Below are 20,005 nucleotides of genomic sequence, written 5' to 3' on the forward strand. Positions count from 1 at the left end.
GTATCGCGCCGTGATCGTCAATGATGATCGGAACCCGGCCCGGAGCCCGGATATTCGGCTTATCAGGGCGTAAACGGGTGGTGAACCCCTGCTTCCATTCATCCGATAGCCTCTGCCGACGTGCCGCCGCCCCATAAGGGCGCGCGTTCGGAATCCGTTACAAGGAGTGAGTTCGTCTGCCGACCGTCATCCTCACCGGCCTGCCGGTCCCCGGATCACCGCTCGCGGACGAGCTGCGCTCCCTCGGCTTCGACGTCCGCCCGGCCGCCGGTGCCCAGGACGCCGCCGCCGCGCTGGCGGGCGTCCCCGCCGACCAGCGGGTGGCCGTCGTGGACAGCGCCTTCGTCGGGCACGTGCACGCGCTGCGCCTCGCGCTGACCGACCCGCGCTTCGACGCCTGCGCCGTCACCGGTGCCCTCGCCGTCCAGGCCGGGGCCCGCGGGGCCCTCGACGAGGCCGCCGCCCGCGCGGCGGCCGACGGCGAAGCCGCCGGCCCGTACGCGGACCGGCTCGCCGCCGCCGTCGAGGCGGCCGGGACCACCGTCCAGCGCCCCGAACTGGGCACGCTCGTCGCCGCCGTCCCCGCCGGCCCGGCGGAGCGCGACGCGGCGAGCGCCGCCGTCGCCGCCGTCGACGACGAGGCCGTACGCCTGCGGACCGCGGTCAAGTCCCGCGACGGCTTCTTCACCACCTTCTGCATCAGCCCGTACTCGCGCTACATCGCCCGCTGGTGCGCGCGCCGCGGCCTGACCCCGAACCAGGTCACCACGGCCTCGCTGATCACCGCGCTCATCGCGGCCGGCTGCGCGGCCACCGGTGAGCGCTGGGGCTACGTGGCGGCCGGTGTGCTGCTGCTCGTCTCCTTCGTGCTGGACTGCACCGACGGGCAGCTCGCCCGCTACTCGCTGCAGTACTCGACGATGGGCGCCTGGCTCGACGCCACCTTCGACCGCGCGAAGGAGTACTCCTTCTACGCGGGCCTCGCGCTCGGCGCGGCCAGGAACGGCGACGACGTCTGGGCCCTGGCCGTCGGCTCCATGATCCTGATGACCTGCCGGCACGTCGTGGACTTCTCCTTCAACGAGGCCAACCACGACGCCACCGCCAACACCAGCCCCACGGCCGCCCTCTCCGACCGGCTCGACAGCGTCGGCTGGACCGTGTGGATCCGCCGGATGATCATCCTGCCGATCGGTGAGCGCTGGGCGATGATCGCGGTGCTGACCGCCTTCACCACCCCCCGGATCGTCTTCTACGCCCTGCTCGTCGGCTGCGCCTTCGGCGCGCTGTACACCACGGCCGGCCGGGTCCTGCGCTCCGTGACGCGCAGGGCCACCCGCACCGACCGGGCGGCCCAGGCTCTGGCCGACCTGGCCGACTCCGGACCGCTCGCCGAGCTCCAGGCCCGGCTGCTGCGCGGCCGCGCCGGGTCCTTCGGCTCCGTGTACGTGGCGGCCCTCGGCACGCTGGTGATGATCGCGGGCGCCGTGTTCCTGCCCTTCGGCGACCCCCGGCTGATCGCCGTCGCGGTGATCTACGTCATGGCGGCCGGGCTCGCCGTCGCCGCCCCGCTGCGGGGCGCGCTGGACTGGCTGATCCCGCCGCTGTTCAGGGCCGCCGAATACGTCACGGTCCTCGCGCTCGCCGCCGAGGCGGACGTCCCCGGGGCCCTCCCGGCGGCATTCGGCCTGATCGCGGCGGTCGCCTACCATCACTACGACACGGTGTACCGCATTCGCGGTGGCACCGGCGCGCCCCCGCACTGGCTGGTGCGGACGATCGGCGGCCACGAAGGCCGGGTCCTGCTGATCACGGTCCTGGCGGCCGTCCTCGCGACGCGCGAAGCGGACTTCCCCGTCGCGCTCACGGCCATGGCCGTGTTCGTGGCACTCGTGGTGCTCGTGGAGAGCATCCGATTCTGGGTCTCCTCCGGAGCACCCGCCGTACATGACGAAGGAGAACCAGCATGATCGGCCTTGTACTCGCTGCCGGTGCCGGACGCCGTCTGCGTCCCTACACCGACACCCTGCCCAAGGCGCTCGTGCCGGTCGGCCCCGAGGGTGACGAGGAGAGCCTCACCGTCCTCGACCTGACCCTGGGCAACTTCGCCGAGGTCGGCCTGACCGAGGTCGCCATCGTCGTCGGCTACCGCAAGGAAGCCGTGTACGCCCGCCGCGAGGCCCTGGAGGCCAAGTACGGCGTCAAGATCACGCTGATCGACAACGACAAGGCCGAGGAGTGGAACAACGCCTACTCCCTGTGGTGCGCGCGTGACGTCCTCAAGCAGGGTGTGATCCTCGCCAACGGCGACACCGTCCACCCGGTCTCGGTCGAGCGCACCCTGCTCGCCGCCCGCGGCAACGGACAGAAGATCATCCTCGCCCTCGACACGGTCAAGAACCTGGCCGACGAGGAGATGAAGGTCGTCACCGCCGACGGTGCGGGTGTCCAGAAGATCACCAAGCTGATGGACCCCGCCGACGCCACCGGCGAGTACATCGGTGTCACCCTCATCGAGCCCGAGGCCGCCGAGCAGCTGGCCGAGGCCCTGAAGACCACCTTCGAGCGCGACCCCGACCTCTACTACGAGGACGGCTACCAGCAGCTCGTCAACGACGGCTTCACCATCGACGTGGCCCCCATCGGCGACGTCAAGTGGGTCGAGATCGACAACCACGACGACCTCGCCAAGGGCCGGACGATCGCATGCCAGTACTGACGAGGCTCATCCCCTCGCCCGTCGTCGTCGACGTCAGTCGCGGGGCGATGGACGACCTGGCCGGCCTCCTGGCCGACCAGCGGATCTCCGCCTCCGGCAAGCTGGCCATCGCGATCAGCGGGGGCTCCGGCGTGGCGCTGCGCGCCAAGCTGGAGCCCGTACTGCCGCACGCCGACTGGTACGCGGTCGTCGACGGCACCATCGACTCCGCGGTCAAGCTGGCCGACGACATAAAGGGCCGCCGCTACGACGCCGTCGTGGGCCTGGGCGGCGGCAAGATCATCGACGTGGCCAAGTACGCCGCGGCGCGGGTCGGGCTGCCCATGGTGGCCGTCGCCACCAACCTCTCGCACGACGGCATCTGCTCGCCGGTGTCCATCCTGGACAACGACAACGGCCGCGGTTCCTACGGTGTGCCGACGCCGATCGCCATGGTGATCGACCTCGACGTGATCAAGGAAGCGCCGGTCCGGTTCATCCGCGCCGGCATCGGCGACGCGATCTCCAACATCTCGGCGATCGCCGACTGGGAGCTCTCGCACCGGATCAACGGCGAGCCCGTCGACGGCCTGGCCGCCGCCATGGCCCGGACCGCCGGCGAGTCCGTGCTGCGCCACCCCGGCGGATGCGGCGACGACGAGTTCCTCACCGTGCTCTCCGAGGCGCTGGTGCTCTCCGGCATCGCCATGTCGATCAGCGGGGACTCCCGCCCCTCGTCCGGCGCCTGCCACGAGATCAGCCACGCCTTCGACCTGCTCCACCCGGGACGCTCCGCGCTCCACGGCGAGCAGGTCGGCATCGGCGCCGCCTTCGCGATGCACCTGCGCGGGGCCGCCGAGCAGTCCGGCCACTTCGTCGAGGTGCTGCGCCGGCACGGTCTGCCGGTCGGCCCCGAGGAGATCGGCTTCAGCATCGACGAGTTCGTCGCGGCCGTCGAGTACGCCCCCCAGACCCGCCCGGGACGCTTCACGATCCTGGAGCACCTCAACCTGTCCGCCGCCGAGATCAGGGACGCTTACGCCGACTATGCCAAGACCATCCGTAGCTGAACTGAGGCCCGTCGTCCACCCCGCGGGCGTCAAGGACCGGGTCAGCGGCGAGCACTGGGGCGGGCGCCTCTACATGCGCGAGATCTCCCTGCGCATCACCCGCGTCCTGGTCACCACCAAGGTCACGCCGAACCAGCTGACCTACCTGATGACCCTCGCCGGCGTCCTCGCCCTCCCGGCGCTGCTGGTACCGGGCGTCTGGGGCGCCGTCCTCGGCGTGATCGCGGTCCAGATGTACCTGCTGCTCGACTGCGTCGACGGTGAGGTCGCCCGCTGGAAGAAGCAGTTCTCGCTCTCCGGCGTGTACCTGGACCGGGTCGGCGCCTACCTGTGCGACGCCGCGGTCCTGGTCGGCTTCGGCCTGCGTGCCGCCGACCTGTGGGGCCCCGGCGGCGCCGACTGGCTGTGGGCCTTCCTGGGCACCCTGGCCGCACTCGGCGCCATCCTGATCAAGGCCGAGACCGACCTGGTCGGCGTCGCCCGTCACCAGGCCGGCAAGCCCGTGGTCAAGGACGCCGCCGCCGAGCCGCGCGCCAAGGGCATGGCGCTCGCCCGCCGGGCCGCCGCCGCGCTCAAGTTCCACCGCCTGATCCTCGGCATCGAGGCCTCGCTGCTCATCCTGGTGCTGGCCGTCGTGGACCAGATGCAGGGCGACCTGTACTGGTCCCGCGTCGGGGTCGCCGTGCTGGCCGCCATCGCGATGCTCCAGACCGTGCTGCACCTGGTGTCCATCCTCGCCTCCAGCAGGCTCAAGTGAGTGCCCCGCTGCGGCTGGGCGCCGTGATCATCACCATGGGCAACCGGCCCGACGAGCTCAAGGCGCTCCTCGACTCGGTGGCCCGCCAGGACGGAGCCCCCGTCGACGTGGTCGTCGTGGGCCAGGGCGTTAAGGTCACCGGTCTGCCCGAGGGCGTCCGCAGCATCGACCTGCCCGAGAACCTGGGCATCCCGGGCGGGCGCAACGTCGGCATCGAGGCCTTCGGCCCCGGTGGCCGCGACGTGGACGTGCTGCTCTTCCTGGACGACGACGGTCTGCTGGAGCGCACCGACACCGCCGAGCTGTGCCGCCAGGCCTTCGCCGAGGACCCCGCGCTCGGGATCATCAGCTTCCGGATCGCCGATCCGGAGACCGGTGAGACCCAGCGCCGGCACGTGCCGCGGCTGCGCGCCTCCGACCCGATGCGCTCCTCCCGCGTGACCACCTTCCTGGGCGGCGCCAACGCTGTCCGCACGACGGTGTTCGAGCAGGTCGGAGCGCTGCCGGGGGAGTTCTTCTACGCGCACGAGGAGACCGATCTGGCCTGGCGGGCGCTCGACGCAGGGTGGCTGATCGACTACCGGTCGGACATGGTGCTGCTGCACCCGACAACTGCCCCCTCCCGGCACGCGGTCTACCACCGTATGGTTGCTCGTAACCGGGTGTGGCTCGCCCGCCGCAACCTGCCCGCCCCGCTGGTTCCGGTCTACCTGGGCGTCTGGCTCCTGCTGACGCTCGTGCGCAGGCCGTCGGCTCCCGCGCTCAAGGCCTGGTTCGGTGGTTTCCGGGAGGGATGGACCACTCCCTGCGGACCCCGCCGCCCGATGAGATGGCGAACGGTCTGGCGGTTGACCCGGCTGGGCCGACCTCCTGTCATCTGACCAGCCCGCGTCTGGGAACATGACGCGATCACGGGCCTCGAGCCACCAGCCTGATGCCCACCTGGCCGCATCTTGAAGACGAAAGTTTCAACTTGTGAGTGACACAACCCACGACGGCGCCCTCGCCACGAGCAGGCCGCTGTCCGACGACGCGGGGCTGAGCCCCGCGGAGCTCGCCAGGAAGTACGGCCTGTCGGTCAGCGGCGCCCGGCCGGGCCTCGGCGAGTACGTGCGGCAGCTCTGGGGCCGGCGCCACTTCATCATGGCCTTCTCCAGGGCCAAGCTGGTCTCGCAGTACAGCCAGGCGAAGCTCGGCCAGGTCTGGCAAGTGGCGACCCCGCTGCTCAACGCGGTCGTCTACTGGCTGATCTTCGGCCTGATCCTCAAAGCGGGCCGGGAGATGCCCAAGGACGTCTACATCCCGTTCCTGGTGGTGGGCATCTTCGTTTTCACCTTCACCCAGAGTTCGCTGATGGCGGGCGTCCGGGCGATCTCGGGCAACCTCGGCCTGGTCCGGGCGCTGCACTTCCCGCGCGCCTCCCTGCCGGTGTCCTTCTCGCTCCAGCAGCTCGGCCAGCTGCTGTACTCGATGATCGTCGTCTTCGTCATCGCCATGTGCTTCGGGAACTACCCGAAGCTCTCCTGGCTCCTGGTGATCCCGACGCTGGCGCTCCAGTTCGTGTTCAACACCGGTCTGGCCATGATCTTCGCGCGGGCGGGTTCCAAGACCCCTGACCTGGCGCAGCTGATGCCGTTCGTGATGCGGACCTGGATGTACGCCTCCGGCGTCATGTTCCCCATCGGGGTCTACCTCAAGGAACAGCCGCAGTGGATCAGCGATCTGCTGCTGTGGAACCCGATCGCGATCTACATGGACCTCATCCGGTTCGCCCTGATCAACGACTACACCGCCGACAACCTGCCCCCGCACGTGTGGGCCTTCGCCGTGGGCTGGGCCGTGGTGATCGGCCTCGGCGGCTTCGTGTACTTCTGGAAGTCCGAGGAGCGTTACGGCCGTGGCTGACAACACCCAGGGGCGCGTCCCCACCGTGATCGCGGACGGCGTCCACATCGTCTACCGGGTCAACACCGGCAGCAGCGGCAAGGGCGCGGCCACCGCCGCGCTCAGCAAGATAGTCCGCCGGAAGAAGGGCGACGCCCCGGGCGTCCGGCGCGTACACGCCGTGCGCGGTGTCTCCTTCACCGCCTACCGCGGCGAGGCGATCGGCCTCATCGGCTCCAACGGCTCCGGCAAGTCCACCCTGCTGCGCGCCATCGCGGGCCTGCTGCCCTGCGAGGAGGGCAAGGTCTACACCGACGGCCAGCCCTCGCTGCTGGGTGTCAACGCGGCCCTGATGAACGACCTCACCGGCGAGCGCAACGTCGTTCTCGGCGGTCTCGCGATGGGCATGAGCCGCGAGCAGATCAAGCAGCGTTACCAGAGCATCGTCGACTTCTCGGGCATCAACGAGAAGGGCGACTTCATCTCCCTGCCGATGCGCACCTATTCCTCGGGTATGGCGGCGCGCCTGCGCTTCTCCATCGCGGCGGCCAAGGACCACGACGTCCTGATGATCGACGAAGCCCTGGCCACCGGTGACCGCAGCTTCCAGGTGCGTTCGGAGGACCGGATCCGCGAACTGCGGCAGAAGGCCGGCACGGTCTTCCTGGTGAGCCACAACAACAAGTCCATCCGTGACACCTGTGACCGGGTGCTGTGGCTGGAGAAGGGCGAGCTCCTGATGGACGGGCCCACCGACGAAGTCGTCTCGGCATACGAGAAGGCCACCAACGGCTGACCTCCGGGTCGCGCGGCGCCCTCTTCCGGCGCTTTTCCGCTTCACCCGAAGGCCCCCGCCGCTCAGCGCGGCGGGGGCCTCAATCGTGTTCTCGCATTTCGCGGCGACATTCGGTGGCGGAGCGAATACCCGGGCGGGCTCCGCGACGTTCTACAGCGTAAGCTGAGGCGGTCCCCAATCGCGGCAAGAGGGGACGATTCCCCGCAGGTGAAGGGTCTTGGGGCAGCCCGGGGAATCCCCCGGCGGCGTGTCCGAAATAGGATGTAATGGGTCGGCAGTGTAGAACGGGAGATGTGACGGCAATGGCTACGGGAATTCTCCGGCCCCCAGGCACGACGGCCGTCCCCGCCCCGGGCGGCGGGCGGTGACCCCGGGGCACGGCATCCGACCCCCGGCCGACACGGTCCACGTGAGTGCCACGCTCGACAAGGCGGCGGCGGAGAACTTCCCCGTCGCCCCCGTGTTCCTGCCCCGTGCCTGGCGCGACGGGCTGACGGCCGTCTACGGGTACGCCCGCCTCGTCGACGACATCGGCGACGGCGACCTCGCCCCCGGCGGACACGACGCCGTACTCCTCGGTCTCGACCCCGCCGCGGTCGACGACCGGCCCGCCATGCTCGACGCCCTCGAAGCCGACCTGATGCGCGTGTTCGGCGCCGCCGGCGGCGCGCCCCGGCACCCGCTGCTGCAGGCCCTGCGGCCCGTCGTCCGCGCCCACGGCCTGACCCCCGAGCCGTTCCTCGCCCTGATCGAGGCCAACCGCCAGGACCAGAAGGTCGCGCGCTACGGGACGTACGCCGACCTGGCCGGCTACTGCGAGCTGTCCGCGAACCCGGTCGGCCGCCTGGTGCTCTCCCTCACCGGCACGAGCACCCCCGAACGGATCCGCCGGTCCGACGCCGTCTGCACCGCCCTGCAGATCGTCGAACACGTCCAGGACGTCGCCGAGGACCTCGGCCGCGACCGGATCTACCTGCCCGCCGAGGACCTGCGCCGCTTCCACGTGACCGAGGCGGAGCTCGCGGCCCCGTCCGCCGGGGCGTCCGTACGCTCCCTGATCGCGTTCGAGGCCGAGCGCGCACGCGAGCTGCTGGACGAGGGCACCCCGCTCGTGGGCAGCGTGCACGGCCGACTCCGGCTGCTGCTCGCGGGCTTCGTCGGAGGGGGGCGTGCGGCTCTGCGAGCCGTCACCGCCGCCGGTTTCGACGTACTCCCCGGCCCGCCCAAGCCCACCAAGAGCGGCCTGCTCCGCGAGGTGGCCGCCGTCCTGCGCACAGCGCCGAGAAAGGGGTGAGCCCGACCGTGGAGGGCCCCACACACGTGTCCGCACCGGTCCAGGCCGCCTACAGCTACTGCGAGGCCGTCACCGGTTCACAGGCACGCAACTTCGCCTACGGCATCCGGCTGCTGCCGACCGACAAGCGGCAGGCGATGTCCGCGCTGTACGCCTTCTCGCGGCGGGTCGACGACATCGGAGACGGCACGCTGGCCCCCGAGGCCAAGTTCGCCCGGCTGGAGGAGACCCGCGCCCTGCTCGGGCGGATCCTCGCCGAGGAGGTCGACGAGGACGACACCGACCCGGTCGCCGTCGCCCTCGCGCACGCCGCGCGCCGCTTCCCGATCCCGCTCGGCGGCCTCGACGAGCTCATCGACGGGGTCCTGATGGACGTCCGCGGCGAGACCTACGAGACCTGGGACGACCTCAGGACCTACTGCCGCTGCGTGGCCGGGGCCATCGGGCGGCTCTCGCTCGGCGTCTTCGGCACGGTGAACGGCCCGGGCCTCGCGGCGGCCGACGCCGCGCGGGCCGGGGAGTACGCCGACACCCTCGGCCTCGCCCTGCAACTCACCAACATCCTCCGGGACGTTCGCGAGGACGCCGGGAACGGGCGCACCTACCTGCCCGCCGAGGACCTCGCCAAGTTCGGCTGCGAGGAAGGCTTCCACAGCGACCGGATGCCCGCCGGCGCCGACTTCGCCGGGCTCGTCCACCACGAAGTCCGCCGCGCCCGCGCCCTGTTCGCCGAGGGCTACCGGCTGCTGCCGATGCTCGACCGGCGCAGCGGCGCCTGCGTGGCCGCCATGGCCGGCATCTACCGGCGCCTGCTGGACCGCATCGAGCGGGAGCCGGAGGCGGTGCTGCGCGGCCGCGTGTCGCTGCCGCCGCACGAGAAGGCGTACGTCGCCGTGCGCGGCCTGTCCGGTCTCGACGCGCGGACCGTCTCCCGCCAGAACACCCGGAGGCGAGCCTGATGGCCACGACCAGCCGCCCTCCGCGGGCGGTGGGCCGTCCCGGCGGGGACCGCGCCCGTGCAACCACCGCGGCGGCCGCCGCGTCTCATCCGGCGGGCTCCGGCCACGAAGTCACCGCGGGGGAGGGCTCATGACCGGATTCGAACAGCACGCCGTCGTCGTGGGCGGCGGACTCGCCGGAGTCACCACCGCCCTCGAACTCGCCGACGCCGGGCTGCGCGTCACCCTCCTGGAGGGCCGCCCCCGGCTCGGCGGCCTGGCCTTCTCCTTCAAGCGCGGCGACCTCGAGGTCGACAACGGCCAGCACGTCTACCTGCGCTGCTGCACCGCCTACCGGTGGTTCCTCGACCGCATCGACGGTGCCGCGCTCGCGCCGCTGCAGGACCGGCTCGACGTCCCCGTCCTGGACGTCGCCCGCCCCGGGGGACCACGCCTGGGCCGGCTGCGCCGCAGCGCCCTGCCCGTGCCCCTGCACCTGGCCGGAGCGCTCGCCCGCTACCCGCACCTCTCCCTCGCCGAACGGCTGAGCGTCGGCCGCGCCGCCCTCGCGCTGCGCCGCCTGGACCCCGCCGACCCGGCGCTGGACGGCGTGGACTTCGCGACCTGGCTCGGCCGCTACGGGCAGTCCGCCCGGACGATCGAGGCCCTCTGGGACCTGGTAGGCATCGCCACCCTGAACGCCACCGCCGAGCAGTCCTCGCTGGGCCTGGCCGCCATGGTCTTCAAGACCGGCCTGCTCTCCGAGAAGGGCGCCGCCGACATCGGCTGGGCCCGGGTACCGCTGGGCGATCTGCACGACACCCTCGCCCGCAAGGCGCTGGACGCGGCCGGTGTGCGCACCGAGCTGCGCGCCCGCGTCACGGACATCTCCCGTATGTCCGAGGGGGCGTGGCGGATCGACACCGAGGAGGAGTCCCTGGAGGCGGGCACCGTCGTCCTCGCCGTCCCGCAGCGCGAGGCGCACGGACTGCTGCCCGCCGACGCACTCCCCGACCGGGACAGACTCCTGGACATCGGCACCGCGCCCATCCTCAACGTCCACGTGGTCTACGACCGCAAGGTGCTCAAGCAGCCCTTCTTCGCGGCCCTGGGCTCCCCGGTCCAGTGGGTCTTCGACCGCACGGAATCCTCCGGACTCCCCGACGGCGGCCAGTACCTGGCCCTGTCCCAGTCCGTCGCCCAGGACGACATCGACGAGCCCGTCTCGGTCCTGCGCGCCAAGTACCTGCCCGAGCTGGAGCGGCTGCTGCCCGCCGCGCGCGACGCGAAGGTACGGGACTTCTTCGTCACCCGGGAGCGGACGGCCACCTTCGCCCCCACCCCCGGCGTCGGCCGGCTGCGCCCCGGGGCGCGCACCGACACGCCGGGGCTCTACCTCGCCGGTGCGTGGACTGCCACGGGCTGGCCCGCGACCATGGAGAGCGCCGTCCGGAGCGGACTGAGTGCGGCCCAGGCCGCACTCGCCGCGCTCGGCCGCCACCGCGAACACCCTCTGCAGGAGGCGGCATGACGAGCACCATCAGCAGCACCGGCACCACCAGCACCACGAGCACAGCACGTACAGGAACAAGAGGAGAGCCAGTGAACCCGGGGAATCCGGCTGTCGAGAACACGGATGCCAGTGCGGGCACAGCCGGAAGCGGCGTGGAGAAGGCCGACACCGTCGCCCTCCTGGAACGCGGCCGTACGATGTCCACCCCCGCGCTCCGCGCGGCCGTGGACCGGCTCGCCGCGCCCATGGACACCGTCGCCGCCTACCACTTCGGCTGGATCGACGCCCAGGGCAACGTGGCGGACGGCGACGGCGGCAAGGCCGTGCGCCCCGCCCTCGCGCTGCTCTCCGCGGAGGCCGCGGGCGCCGCGCCGGAGGTCGGGATCCCCGGCGCCGTCGCCGTCGAGCTCGTGCACAACTTCTCCCTGCTCCACGACGACCTGATGGACGGCGACGAGCAGCGCCGCCACCGCGACACCGTGTGGAAGGTGCACGGACCGGCGCAGGCCATCCTGGTCGGCGACGCCCTCTTCGCCCTCGCCAACGAGGTCCTGCTGGAACTCGGCACCGTCGAGGCGGGCCGCGCCACCCGCCGCCTGACCACCGCCAGCCGCAAGCTCATCGACGGCCAGGCCCAGGACATCTCCTACGAGCACCGCGAGCGCGTCAGCGTCGAGGAGTGCCTGGAGATGGAGGGCAACAAGACCGGCGCCCTGCTCGCCTGCGCGGTCTCCATCGGCGCCGTGCTCGGCGGCGCGGACGACCGTACGGCCGACAAGCTGGAGGAGTACGGCTACCACCTCGGCCTCGCCTTCCAGGCCGTCGACGACCTGCTCGGCATCTGGGGCGACCCTGAGTCCACCGGCAAGCAGACCTGGAGCGACCTGCGCCAGCGCAAGAAGTCCCTGCCGGTGGTCGCCGCCCTCGCCGCCGGCGGTGAGGCCTCCGAGCAGCTCGCCGAACTCCTCGCCGCCGACGCGAAGAGCAGCGACTTCGAGAACTTCTCGGAGGAGGAGTTCGCGGCCCGCGCGGCCCTCATCGAGGAGGCCGGCGGCCGCCAGTGGACCGCGGACGAGGCACGCCGCCAGCACGCCGTCGCGATCCGGGCCCTGGACGACGTCGACATGCCGCAGCGGGTGCGCGAGCAGCTCGTGGACCTCGCCGACTTCGTCGTCGTGCGCAAGAGGTGACCGCCACCCGACAGCGGATATGAATCGCGAGTCGCCGGCCGGCGCCGCCACCTGAGCGTGGCGCGCACCGGCCGACGGCAGACCCCAGCACAGCACAGGACACTGTTCTAAGGGGAAGCCATGACAGCGACGACCGACGGCAGCGCCGAGGGCGCCGGCGCCGGCAGCGAATCCACCCCGGGGGCCCAGGGCTTCCCGGCGGGCGCCGGCGTGGGGCGTGCCCGTGGTCCGGCCGCGGAACCGGGTCCGCCCGCCCCGTCCCGTGCGGGCCGGGCAGGCCCGCGGGCCGAGTACGGCCCCCCGGGCACGGCCGGCGCGCACGGCGCCCGCTGCGCCCCGCCGACGGCCGAACCGGTGCCGTCGGCCCCGCCCGCAGGCCGGCAGGGCGTGGCCACGATGACGCCCACGGCGAAGCCCGGCGGCCCGCCCGCGCCGCACACCGGCCGCGGCGGCCACGCCCTCACCGCGGACCTGCCCCGGCCCCCGGACGGCACCCGGCCGGGGGTGTACGAGGCCGCCGCGCGCGCCACCCGCAACCTGCTGGACCGCCAGGACCCCGAGGGCTGGTGGAAGGGCGACCTGGAGACCAACGTCACCATGGACGCGGAGGACCTGCTGCTGCGGCAGTTCCTCGGGATCCTGGACGAGGCCACCACCCAGGCCGCCGCCCTCTTCATCCGCGGCGAACAGCGCCAGGACGGCACCTGGGCCACCTTCCACGGCGGACCGCCCGAACTGTCCGCCACCATCGAGGCCTACGTCGCGCTGCGCCTCGCCGGGGACGCGCCCGACGCCCCGCACATGAGCCGTGCCTCGGCCTGGATCCGGGCCCACGGCGGGATCGCCGCCGCCCGCGTCTTCACCCGGATCTGGCTGGCCCTCTTCGGCTGGTGGAACTGGGACCACCTGCCCGAACTCCCGCCCGAGCTGGTCTTCCTGCCGCCCTGGGTGCCCCTGAACATCTACGACTTCGGCTGCTGGGCCCGCCAGACCATCGTCCCGCTGACCGTGGTCTCCGCCCTGCGCCCGGTCCGCCCGGCCCCCTTCACCCTCGACGAGCTGCACACCGACGCCCGCACGCCCCACCCCGCCCGCAGGCTCGCCCCGCTGACCAGCTGGGACGGTGCCTTCCAGCGGATGGACAAGGCCCTGCACGTCTACCGGCGGTTCGCCCCGCGCCGGCTGCGCAGGGCCGCGATGGCCACCGCCGGCCGCTGGATCGTCGAACGCCAGGAGAACGACGGCTGCTGGGGCGGGATCCAGCCGCCCGCCGTGTACTCGGTCATCGCCCTGCACCTGCTCGGCTACGACCTCGGGCATCCGGTGATGCGCGCCGGACTGGAGTCCCTGGAGCGGTTCGCCGTATGGCGCGCGGACGGCGCCCGGATGATCGAGGCCTGTCAGTCCCCGGTGTGGGACACCTGCCTCGCCGCGATCGCCCTGGCCGACGCGGGCCTGCGCCCCGACCACCCGGCGCTGGTCAAGGCGGCCGACTGGATGCTCGGCGAGGAGATCGTCCGCACGGGCGACTGGGCCGTGCGCCGGCCCGGTCTCGCCCCCGGCGGCTGGGCGTTCGAGTTCCACAACGACACCTACCCCGACATCGACGACACGGCCGAGGTGGTCCTCGCCCTGCGCCGGATCAAGCACCCGGACCCGGCCCGGGTCGAGGCGGCCATCGCCCGCGGGGTGTCCTGGAACCTCGGCATGCAGTCGAGGAACGGGGCGTGGGGCGCCTTCGACGCCGACAACACCAGCCCCCTGCCGAACAAGCTGCCCTTCTGCGACTTCGGCGAGGTCATCGACCCGCCCTCGGCCGACGTCACCGCCCACGTGGTGGAGATGCTCGCCTTCGAGGGCCGCGCGGGAGACGCCCGGACCCGGCGCGGCATCGCCTGGCTGCTGCAGGAACAGGAGGCGAGCGGCAGCTGGTTCGGCCGCTGGGGCACCAACTACGTCTACGGCACCGGTTCGGTGGTCCCGGCCCTCGCCGCCGCCGGGATCCCCCCGGGGCACCCCGCGATCCGGCGGGCCGTGCGCTGGCTGGAATCCGTACAGAACGAGGACGGCGGGTGGGGCGAGGACCAGCGCTCCTACAAGGACCCGTCCTGGGCCGGGAAGGGCGCCTCCACCGCCTCGCAGACCGCCTGGGCGCTGATGGCCCTGCTGTCGGCAGGTGAGCGCGAGGGCAAGGCCGTGGAGCGGGGCATCGCCCACCTGGTGGAGACCCAGCGGGAGGACGGCACCTGGGACGAGCCGTACTTCACCGGCACCGGCTTCCCCTGGGACTTCTCCATCAACTACCACCTGTACCGGCAGGTGTTCCCGCTCACCGCCCTCGGCCGCTACCTGTACGGGGAACCGTTCGCCCCTGCCGCGGCGCACCCGGCAGCGGCCGGGGAGGCGTGATGCCCGCCGCCGACCGGGACCGGGACCGCGGCCCCGACCCGCTGCTGGTGGCCTGCGCGCTGCGCATCGAGCAGGCGGCGCTGCGCAGCACCTGCCGCGGCCCCGGACGCGGCCCGGCCGGCGGGCACGTCCTGCTGCGCACCGGGATGGGCCCGCGCGCGGCCGAGCGGGCCGTCGGCCGGGCACTGGACCGGCCGGGAATGGGCCTCGCCGCCGTCCTCGCCACCGGGTTCTGCGCCGGACTCGTCCCCGGCATGCACCCGGGGGACCTCGTCGTCGCCGAGGAGACCCGGGACCCGCTGGGGACCGTCACCTGCACCGGCAGCGCCCTGCTCGCCGAGGCGCTGGCCCGGGCCGTACCGGGCCGGACCGTCCACCGCGGCACGCTGACCGGGTCCGACCACGTCGTCCGCGGCCAGGAGCGCGCGCACCTGCGCGCCACCGGCGCCATCGCGGTCGACATGGAGTCCGCGGCCACCCTGTGGACCGCCAGCCGGGGCCGCGGCCGTCCGGTTGCGGCCGTCCGGGTGATCGTGGACGCTCCGGAGCACGAGCTCGTCCGTATCGGCACGGTACGCGGGGGAATATCGGCCTTCCGTGTCCTGCGTGCCGTACTGCCCGCGTTTCATGAATGGCACCGTTCGTTGCTGCTCCCCAGGAGGTGAGCCAGATGGCCATGCCGCTGCGCCAGTCCATCAGGGTCGGGACGTATCTTCTCGAACAGAAGCTCCGCAAGCGCGAGAAGTTCCCGCTGATCGTCGAACTGGAACCGCTCTACGCCTGCAACCTGGCCTGTGAGGGGTGCGGGAAGATCCAGCATCCGGCCGGGGTGCTCAAGCAGCGCATGCCGGTCGCCCAGGCGGTCGGCGCCGTGCTGGAGTCCGGTGCGCCCATGGTGTCCATCGCGGGCGGCGAGCCCTTGATGCACCCGCAGATCCACGAGATCGTCCGGCAGTTGGTGGCGAGGCGGAAGTACGTGTTCCTCTGCACCAACGCGATGCTGCTGCGGAAGAAGATCGAGAAGTTCACCCCCTCCCCGTATTTCGCCTTCGCCGTGCACATCGACGGCCTGCGCGAGCGCCACGACGAGTCGGTGGCCAAGGAAGGCGTCTTCGACGAGGCGGTCGCCGCCATCAAGGAGGCGAAGAGGCGCGGCTTCCGGGTGACCACCAACTCCACCTTCTTCAACACCGACACCCCGCAGACGATCATCGAGGTGCTCAACTACCTCAATGACGACCTCCAGGTCGACGAAATGATGATCTCGCCCGCCTATGCCTACGAAAAGGCCCCCGACCAGGAGCACTTCCTGGGCGTCGAACAGACCCGGGAACTGTTCAGGAAGGCCTTCGCGGGCGGCAACCGGCGGCGCTGGCGGCTCAACCACTCCCCGCTCTTCCTGGACTTCCTGGAAGGAAAGGCCGATTTCCCCTGCACGGCCTGGGCCATTCCGAATTACTCACTCTTCGGCTGGCAACGCCCCTGCTATCTGATGAGCGACGGCTACGTACCGACGTACCGCGAGCTGATCAACGACACCGACTGGGACAAGTACGGCCGCGGAAAGGACCCGCGCTGCGCGAACTGCATGGCGCACTGCGGATACGAGCCCACCGCCGTCCTCGCCACCATGGGCTCCCTCAAGGAGTCCCTGCGCGCGGCCCGCGAGACGGTCGCCAGCAACCGGGACAAGTCGGCATGACCGGGCGGCCACGGGAGGAAGGGGGCGGCCGGGGCTTCGACCTCGGCGCCCTGCTGGCCGAGCGCGGCGCCGAGCGCTACGAGCTGCACGCCCGGCACCTGAACCACCAGCTGCCCCGCATGCTGCACACCATCGGCTTCGACAAGGTCTACGAGCGGGCCCAAGGGGCCCACTTCTGGGACGCGGAGGGCAACGACTACCTGGACATGCTGGCCGGGTTCGGGGTGATGGGCCTGGGCCGGCACCACCCGGTCGTCCGCCGCGCCCTGCACGACGTCCTGGACGCCCAGCTCGCCGACCTGACCCGGTTCGACTGCCAGCCGCTGCCCGGTCTGCTGGCCGAGAAACTGCTCTCGTACAGCCCGCACCTGGACCGGGTCTTCTTCGGCAACAGCGGCACCGAGGCGGTGGAGACGGCCCTGAAGTTCGCCCGGTACGCCACCGGGCGCCCCAGGATCCTCTACTGCGACCACGCCTTCCACGGGCTCACCGCGGGCTCCCTCTCGGTGAACGGGGAGGGCGGCTTCCGCGACGGCTTCGCACCGCTGCTCCCCGACACGAGGATCGCGCTCGGGGACCTCGCGGCGCTGGAGCGCGAGCTCGGGCGCGGGGACGTGGCCGCCTTCGTCGTGGAGCCGATCCAGGGCAAGGGGGTCCTGGCCGCCCCGCCCGGATTCCTGCTCGCCGCACAGGAGATGCTGCACCGGCGGGGGGCGCTGCTGATCGCGGACGAGGTGCAGACCGGCCTCGGACGTACCGGGGACTTCTACGCCTACCAGCACGAGCCGGGCGTGGAACCGGACCTGGTGTGCGTGGCGAAGGCGCTGTCGGGCGGCTACGTGCCGGTCGGCGCCACCCTGGGCAAGGACTGGATCTTCAAGAAGGTCTACTCGTCCATGGACCGGGTGCTCGTGCACTCCGCCAGCTTCGGTTCCAACGCCCAGGCCATGGCGGCGGGCCTCGCGGTGCTGTCCGTCATGGAGGACGAGGAGGTCGTGGCCAACGCACGGGCCATGGGCGACCTGCTGCGCGGACGGCTCGCCGTGCTGGTGGGGGAGTACGAGCTGCTGCACGAGGTGCGGGGGCGCGGGCTGATGATCGGCATCGAGTTCGGCCGGCCGTCCTCGCTGGGCCTGCGCAGCCGGTGGACCATGCTGCAGGCGGCCCGAAAGGGGCTCTTCGCGCAGATGGTCGTGGTGCCGCTGCTGCAGAAGCACCGGATCCTCACCCAGGTCTCCGGGGACCACCTGGAGGTGATCAAACTGATCCCGCCGCTGATCGTCGACGAGGCGGACGTGGACCGGTTCGTCGGGGCCTTCCGCGAGGTCATGGACGAGGCGCACGGCGGGTCCGGGCTGATCTGGGACTTCGGCAGGACGCTGGTGAAGCAGGCCGTCGCCACGCGCTGACGGCCCGCCCACCCCGTGGGGAACCGGCCCCCGCCGCGTCAGACCAGCAGCCGGTCCCGCAGCCGGTCGAGGGTCTCGGGCGTCAGCCCGAGGCCCTCCGCCAGGTAGCGGTCCACCCCGCCCCAGAGCTCGTCGATGGTGTCGAATGCGGCCACCAGGTACTCGGCGCGGGCGTCGAAGAGCGGCGCGAGCAGCTCCATCACCTCGGGGGAGCGGGCGCCCTCCGACTCGTCGGTGCGGCGCACGCGGTAGCGGCGGTGCGGGGCGTTGGACTCCAGGTAGTCCGCCACGATCGCCTCCCGCTCGACGCCCAGCGCGAGCAGGGTGACGGCGATCGACAGGCCGGCCCGGTCCTTGCCGGCCGCGCAGTGCATCAGTGCGGGGACGCTGTCCTCGGCGAGGGCGTGCACGACCCGGCTGTGCTCGGCGGTGCGCTGCCGGATGATCCCGCGGTACGAGTTCGACATCCGGGCGGCGGCCCTGCCCTCGCCCAGTAGCTCGCGCAGCTGCGCGAGGTCGCCGTCGCGGACCAGCCGCCAGAACTCCCGCCCGTCGGCCGGGTCGGAGAGCGGGATGTTGACGTTCCGGACGCCGGACAGTTCGACGTCGGGCCCCTCGAGCGCGTGGTCGGCGGCGTTGCGGAAGTCGAAGATGGTGTGGAGACCGAGCGAGGCGAGGAACTCTGTATCGCTTTCGGTGGCATGTGCGAGATGTCCGCTTCGGAACAGTCGTCCCGGCCTGACCGTTCGTCCGTCAGAGGTAGGCAATCCGCCCACATCGCGGAAATTGCGCACTCCGGACAGCTCCGGCTCCTGTATCTGCTGGGTCAAAGCAACTCCTCCGCCATATCCTGGGCCTTCTGTCCGAATTGCACTGCTTGGCGCCAACTTGCCATATCCGGAGGCGAGATCGGGCACGTCCCCGTGAGCCAGATCATACGGTGACCGTGAGTGCCTGATCACTAAAGGCGAATGGCCCCGTCGGGGCGGTCGTTGGGGGTGCGGAATGGACGGAGTGTGACGGTAATTCCGGCGGTCCCTCACTCCTGTTATTCCGTCAGGGAATTCACGGCTTGTTCCGTGCGTCCGCAAGGGATTACCTTCGCGATCGATCCGGGTGGACCGCCAAATCCTGCCGCCTCCCGGAAACCGCATCCGACCTATTCGCGCGGCAGGAGCGGGGGAACCAGGTAAGCCGCCGACCCGGAGATCATTTCGCCGGGACGGCTCGGGGTGAAGTCGTGCGTGTCCCGTACACGTACGGCCGGACATCTCCAGTCCGAACCCGACAGCTCACCTCGCAGGCGCCGGAGAGGAATTCGTCATGCCTGCAAAGGGTAAGCACCGCCGTCCCAAGTCCCTTTCCCTTTCCCGCGGTTTCGCCGTCGCCGGAACCGGTGGCGCGGCCCTCGCTCTGCCGCTGATCGGTGCCGCCGGCGCCCAGGCGGCCGGCGCCCCGGCCACCGCGGCCGCGGCGACCCCCGCGGTGGCCCCGCAGGCCCCCGCCGCCCCGCAGGCCCCGGTCGCCGCCGTGCAGGCCGCGCCGACCGTCTACACCGTCGTGCCGGGCGACTACCTCTCCAAGATCGCCGCCGAGCGCCACCTGTCCGGCGGCTGGGAGCGGCTCTACGCCGACAACCGCGAGGCCGTCGGGGCCAACCCGTCGCTGATCCACCCGGGCCTGAAGCTGACCCTCGGCGGTCCCGGCGAAGCGGCTCCGGCCGAGGCCGAGGCCGAGGCCGAGGCCGAGGCCGCCCCGGCCCCCGAGGCCGACGCGAAGCCGGTCCGCGAGCGGCCCCGGGCGGCCGCCCCCGCGCAGCGGGAGTCCGCCGCCGAGCCCCGGGCCGAGGTGCAGGCCGAGCCCCGGGCCGAGGCTCCGGCCGCCGCGCCGCAGTCCGCGGGCGGCTTCGTGGCCCCGGTCGGCGGCGGCATCTCCACCCAGTACAAGGTCGCGGGCGCCATGTGGTCCTCCGGCTACCACACCGGCGTCGACTTCATCGCCGCCATGGGCACCACCGTCAAGGCCGTCGGTGCGGGCACCGTGGTCTCGGCCGGCTGGAGCGGCTCGTACGGCAACGAGATCGTGATCCGGCACGCGGACGGCAAGTACTCCCAGTACGCCCACCTGTCCCAGCTCTCCGTCTCCTCCGGCCAGAGCGTCACCGCCGGGCAGGCCATCGGCCTCTCCGGCTCCACCGGCAACTCGACCGGCCCGCACCTCCACTTCGAGATCCGTACGACCCCGTCCTACGGCTCGGACATGGACCCGATCGCCTACCTCCGCTCCAAGGGCGCGAGCCTCTGACGGCACCCGCCGCAGGAGCACCGACACGCGTGGGGCCGGGA

General features: G+C 72.0%; 18 protein-coding genes and 1 riboswitch. Of the genes, 16 read left to right on the forward strand and 2 right to left on the reverse strand.

All coding sequences use genetic code 11. The features are described from left to right. Nucleotides 1-215: 215 nt before the first annotated feature. On the reverse strand, nucleotides 216-353 hold the full coding sequence (locus ACXNSR_RS31815; RefSeq protein WP_458638798.1) for a hypothetical protein: 138 nt from the start codon (nucleotides 351-353) through the stop codon (nucleotides 216-218). Between ACXNSR_RS31815 and ACXNSR_RS31820 the strand changes: the two genes are divergently transcribed. From ACXNSR_RS31820 to ACXNSR_RS31890, 15 genes are all read left to right on the forward strand, one after another. Next, nucleotides 330-1,970 carry a DUF5941 domain-containing protein gene (locus tag ACXNSR_RS31820; RefSeq protein ID WP_458638799.1) on the forward strand — a complete coding sequence of 547 codons (1,641 nt, stop codon included), beginning with the start codon at nucleotides 330-332 and terminating at the stop codon, nucleotides 1,968-1,970. The genes ACXNSR_RS31815 and ACXNSR_RS31820 overlap by 24 nt on opposite strands. Further along, nucleotides 1,967-2,719, forward strand: coding sequence for a phosphocholine cytidylyltransferase family protein (locus ACXNSR_RS31825; RefSeq protein ID WP_458638800.1), 753 nt, complete (start codon nucleotides 1,967-1,969; stop codon nucleotides 2,717-2,719). Before ACXNSR_RS31820 ends, ACXNSR_RS31825 begins: the two co-directional genes overlap by 4 nt. Beyond that, entirely contained in the window at nucleotides 2,707-3,768 is a 1,062-nt protein-coding gene (locus ACXNSR_RS31830) for an iron-containing alcohol dehydrogenase family protein (protein WP_458638801.1), read from the forward strand. The genes ACXNSR_RS31825 and ACXNSR_RS31830 overlap by 13 nt, the downstream gene beginning before the upstream one ends. Continuing rightward, a complete protein-coding gene (locus tag ACXNSR_RS31835; protein WP_458638802.1) occupies nucleotides 3,746-4,525 on the forward strand; it encodes a CDP-alcohol phosphatidyltransferase family protein in 780 nt (259 codons plus the stop codon). The genes ACXNSR_RS31830 and ACXNSR_RS31835 overlap by 23 nt, the downstream gene beginning before the upstream one ends. A 35-nt stretch (nucleotides 4,526-4,560) precedes the next feature. Continuing rightward, the gene (locus tag ACXNSR_RS31840) at nucleotides 4,561-5,406 is read left to right on the forward strand and encodes a glycosyltransferase family 2 protein (protein ID WP_458643452.1); all 846 of its coding nucleotides are present in this window, start codon (nucleotides 4,561-4,563) and stop codon (nucleotides 5,404-5,406) included. 94 nt (nucleotides 5,407-5,500) lie between these two features. Next, the gene (locus tag ACXNSR_RS31845) at nucleotides 5,501-6,430 is read left to right on the forward strand and encodes an ABC transporter permease (RefSeq protein WP_458638803.1); all 930 of its coding nucleotides are present in this window, start codon (nucleotides 5,501-5,503) and stop codon (nucleotides 6,428-6,430) included. After that, on the forward strand, nucleotides 6,423-7,205 hold the full coding sequence (locus ACXNSR_RS31850; protein ID WP_329097437.1) for an ABC transporter ATP-binding protein: 783 nt from the start codon (nucleotides 6,423-6,425) through the stop codon (nucleotides 7,203-7,205). The genes ACXNSR_RS31845 and ACXNSR_RS31850 overlap by 8 nt, the downstream gene beginning before the upstream one ends. 409 nt (nucleotides 7,206-7,614) lie before the next feature. After that, on the forward strand, nucleotides 7,615-8,499 hold the full coding sequence (gene hpnC / locus ACXNSR_RS31855) for a squalene synthase HpnC (RefSeq protein WP_458638804.1): 885 nt from the start codon (nucleotides 7,615-7,617) through the stop codon (nucleotides 8,497-8,499). Next, nucleotides 8,496-9,458 carry a presqualene diphosphate synthase HpnD gene (gene hpnD / locus ACXNSR_RS31860; protein ID WP_458638805.1) on the forward strand — a complete coding sequence of 321 codons (963 nt, stop codon included), beginning with the start codon at nucleotides 8,496-8,498 and terminating at the stop codon, nucleotides 9,456-9,458. Before hpnC ends, hpnD begins: the two co-directional genes overlap by 4 nt. 130 nt (nucleotides 9,459-9,588) lie before the next feature. Then, complete coding sequence (hpnE, locus tag ACXNSR_RS31865; RefSeq protein ID WP_458638806.1) at nucleotides 9,589-10,968, forward strand: hydroxysqualene dehydroxylase HpnE; 1,380 nt, start codon at nucleotides 9,589-9,591, stop codon at nucleotides 10,966-10,968. Continuing rightward, complete coding sequence (locus ACXNSR_RS31870) at nucleotides 10,965-12,140, forward strand: polyprenyl synthetase family protein (RefSeq protein WP_458638807.1); 1,176 nt, start codon at nucleotides 10,965-10,967, stop codon at nucleotides 12,138-12,140. Before hpnE ends, ACXNSR_RS31870 begins: the two co-directional genes overlap by 4 nt. A gap of 120 nt (nucleotides 12,141-12,260) precedes the next feature. Further along, nucleotides 12,261-14,549, forward strand: coding sequence for a squalene--hopene cyclase (gene shc, locus ACXNSR_RS31875; protein WP_458638808.1), 2,289 nt, complete (start codon nucleotides 12,261-12,263; stop codon nucleotides 14,547-14,549). Further along, complete coding sequence (locus ACXNSR_RS31880) at nucleotides 14,549-15,214, forward strand: phosphorylase family protein (RefSeq protein WP_458638809.1); 666 nt, start codon at nucleotides 14,549-14,551, stop codon at nucleotides 15,212-15,214. Before shc ends, ACXNSR_RS31880 begins: the two co-directional genes overlap by 1 nt. 5 nt (nucleotides 15,215-15,219) lie before the next feature. Next, nucleotides 15,220-16,251: an adenosyl-hopene transferase HpnH gene (gene hpnH / locus ACXNSR_RS31885; RefSeq protein ID WP_458638810.1), complete on the forward strand. Its 1,032-nt coding sequence runs from the start codon at nucleotides 15,220-15,222 to the stop codon at nucleotides 16,249-16,251. After that, the gene (locus ACXNSR_RS31890) at nucleotides 16,248-17,660 is read left to right on the forward strand and encodes an aspartate aminotransferase family protein (protein ID WP_458638811.1); all 1,413 of its coding nucleotides are present in this window, start codon (nucleotides 16,248-16,250) and stop codon (nucleotides 17,658-17,660) included. The genes hpnH and ACXNSR_RS31890 overlap by 4 nt, the downstream gene beginning before the upstream one ends. Before the next feature lie 38 nt (nucleotides 17,661-17,698). Here ACXNSR_RS31890 and ACXNSR_RS31895 read toward each other — a convergent pair whose 3' ends face one another. Next, nucleotides 17,699-18,490: a tyrosine-protein phosphatase gene (locus tag ACXNSR_RS31895; RefSeq protein ID WP_458638812.1), complete on the reverse strand. Its 792-nt coding sequence runs from the start codon at nucleotides 18,488-18,490 to the stop codon at nucleotides 17,699-17,701. Nucleotides 18,491-18,805: 315 nt separating this feature from the next. Beyond that, nucleotides 18,806-18,981, forward strand: a riboswitch (cyclic di-AMP (ydaO/yuaA leader). A gap of 2 nt (nucleotides 18,982-18,983) precedes the next feature. Between ACXNSR_RS31895 and ACXNSR_RS31900 the strand changes: the two genes are divergently transcribed. Continuing rightward, on the forward strand, nucleotides 18,984-19,964 hold the full coding sequence (locus ACXNSR_RS31900; protein ID WP_458638813.1) for a LysM peptidoglycan-binding domain-containing M23 family metallopeptidase: 981 nt from the start codon (nucleotides 18,984-18,986) through the stop codon (nucleotides 19,962-19,964). Nucleotides 19,965-20,005: the final 41 nt, after the last annotated feature.

The sequence above is a fragment of the Streptomyces sp. NC-S4 genome, assembly GCF_054353315.1.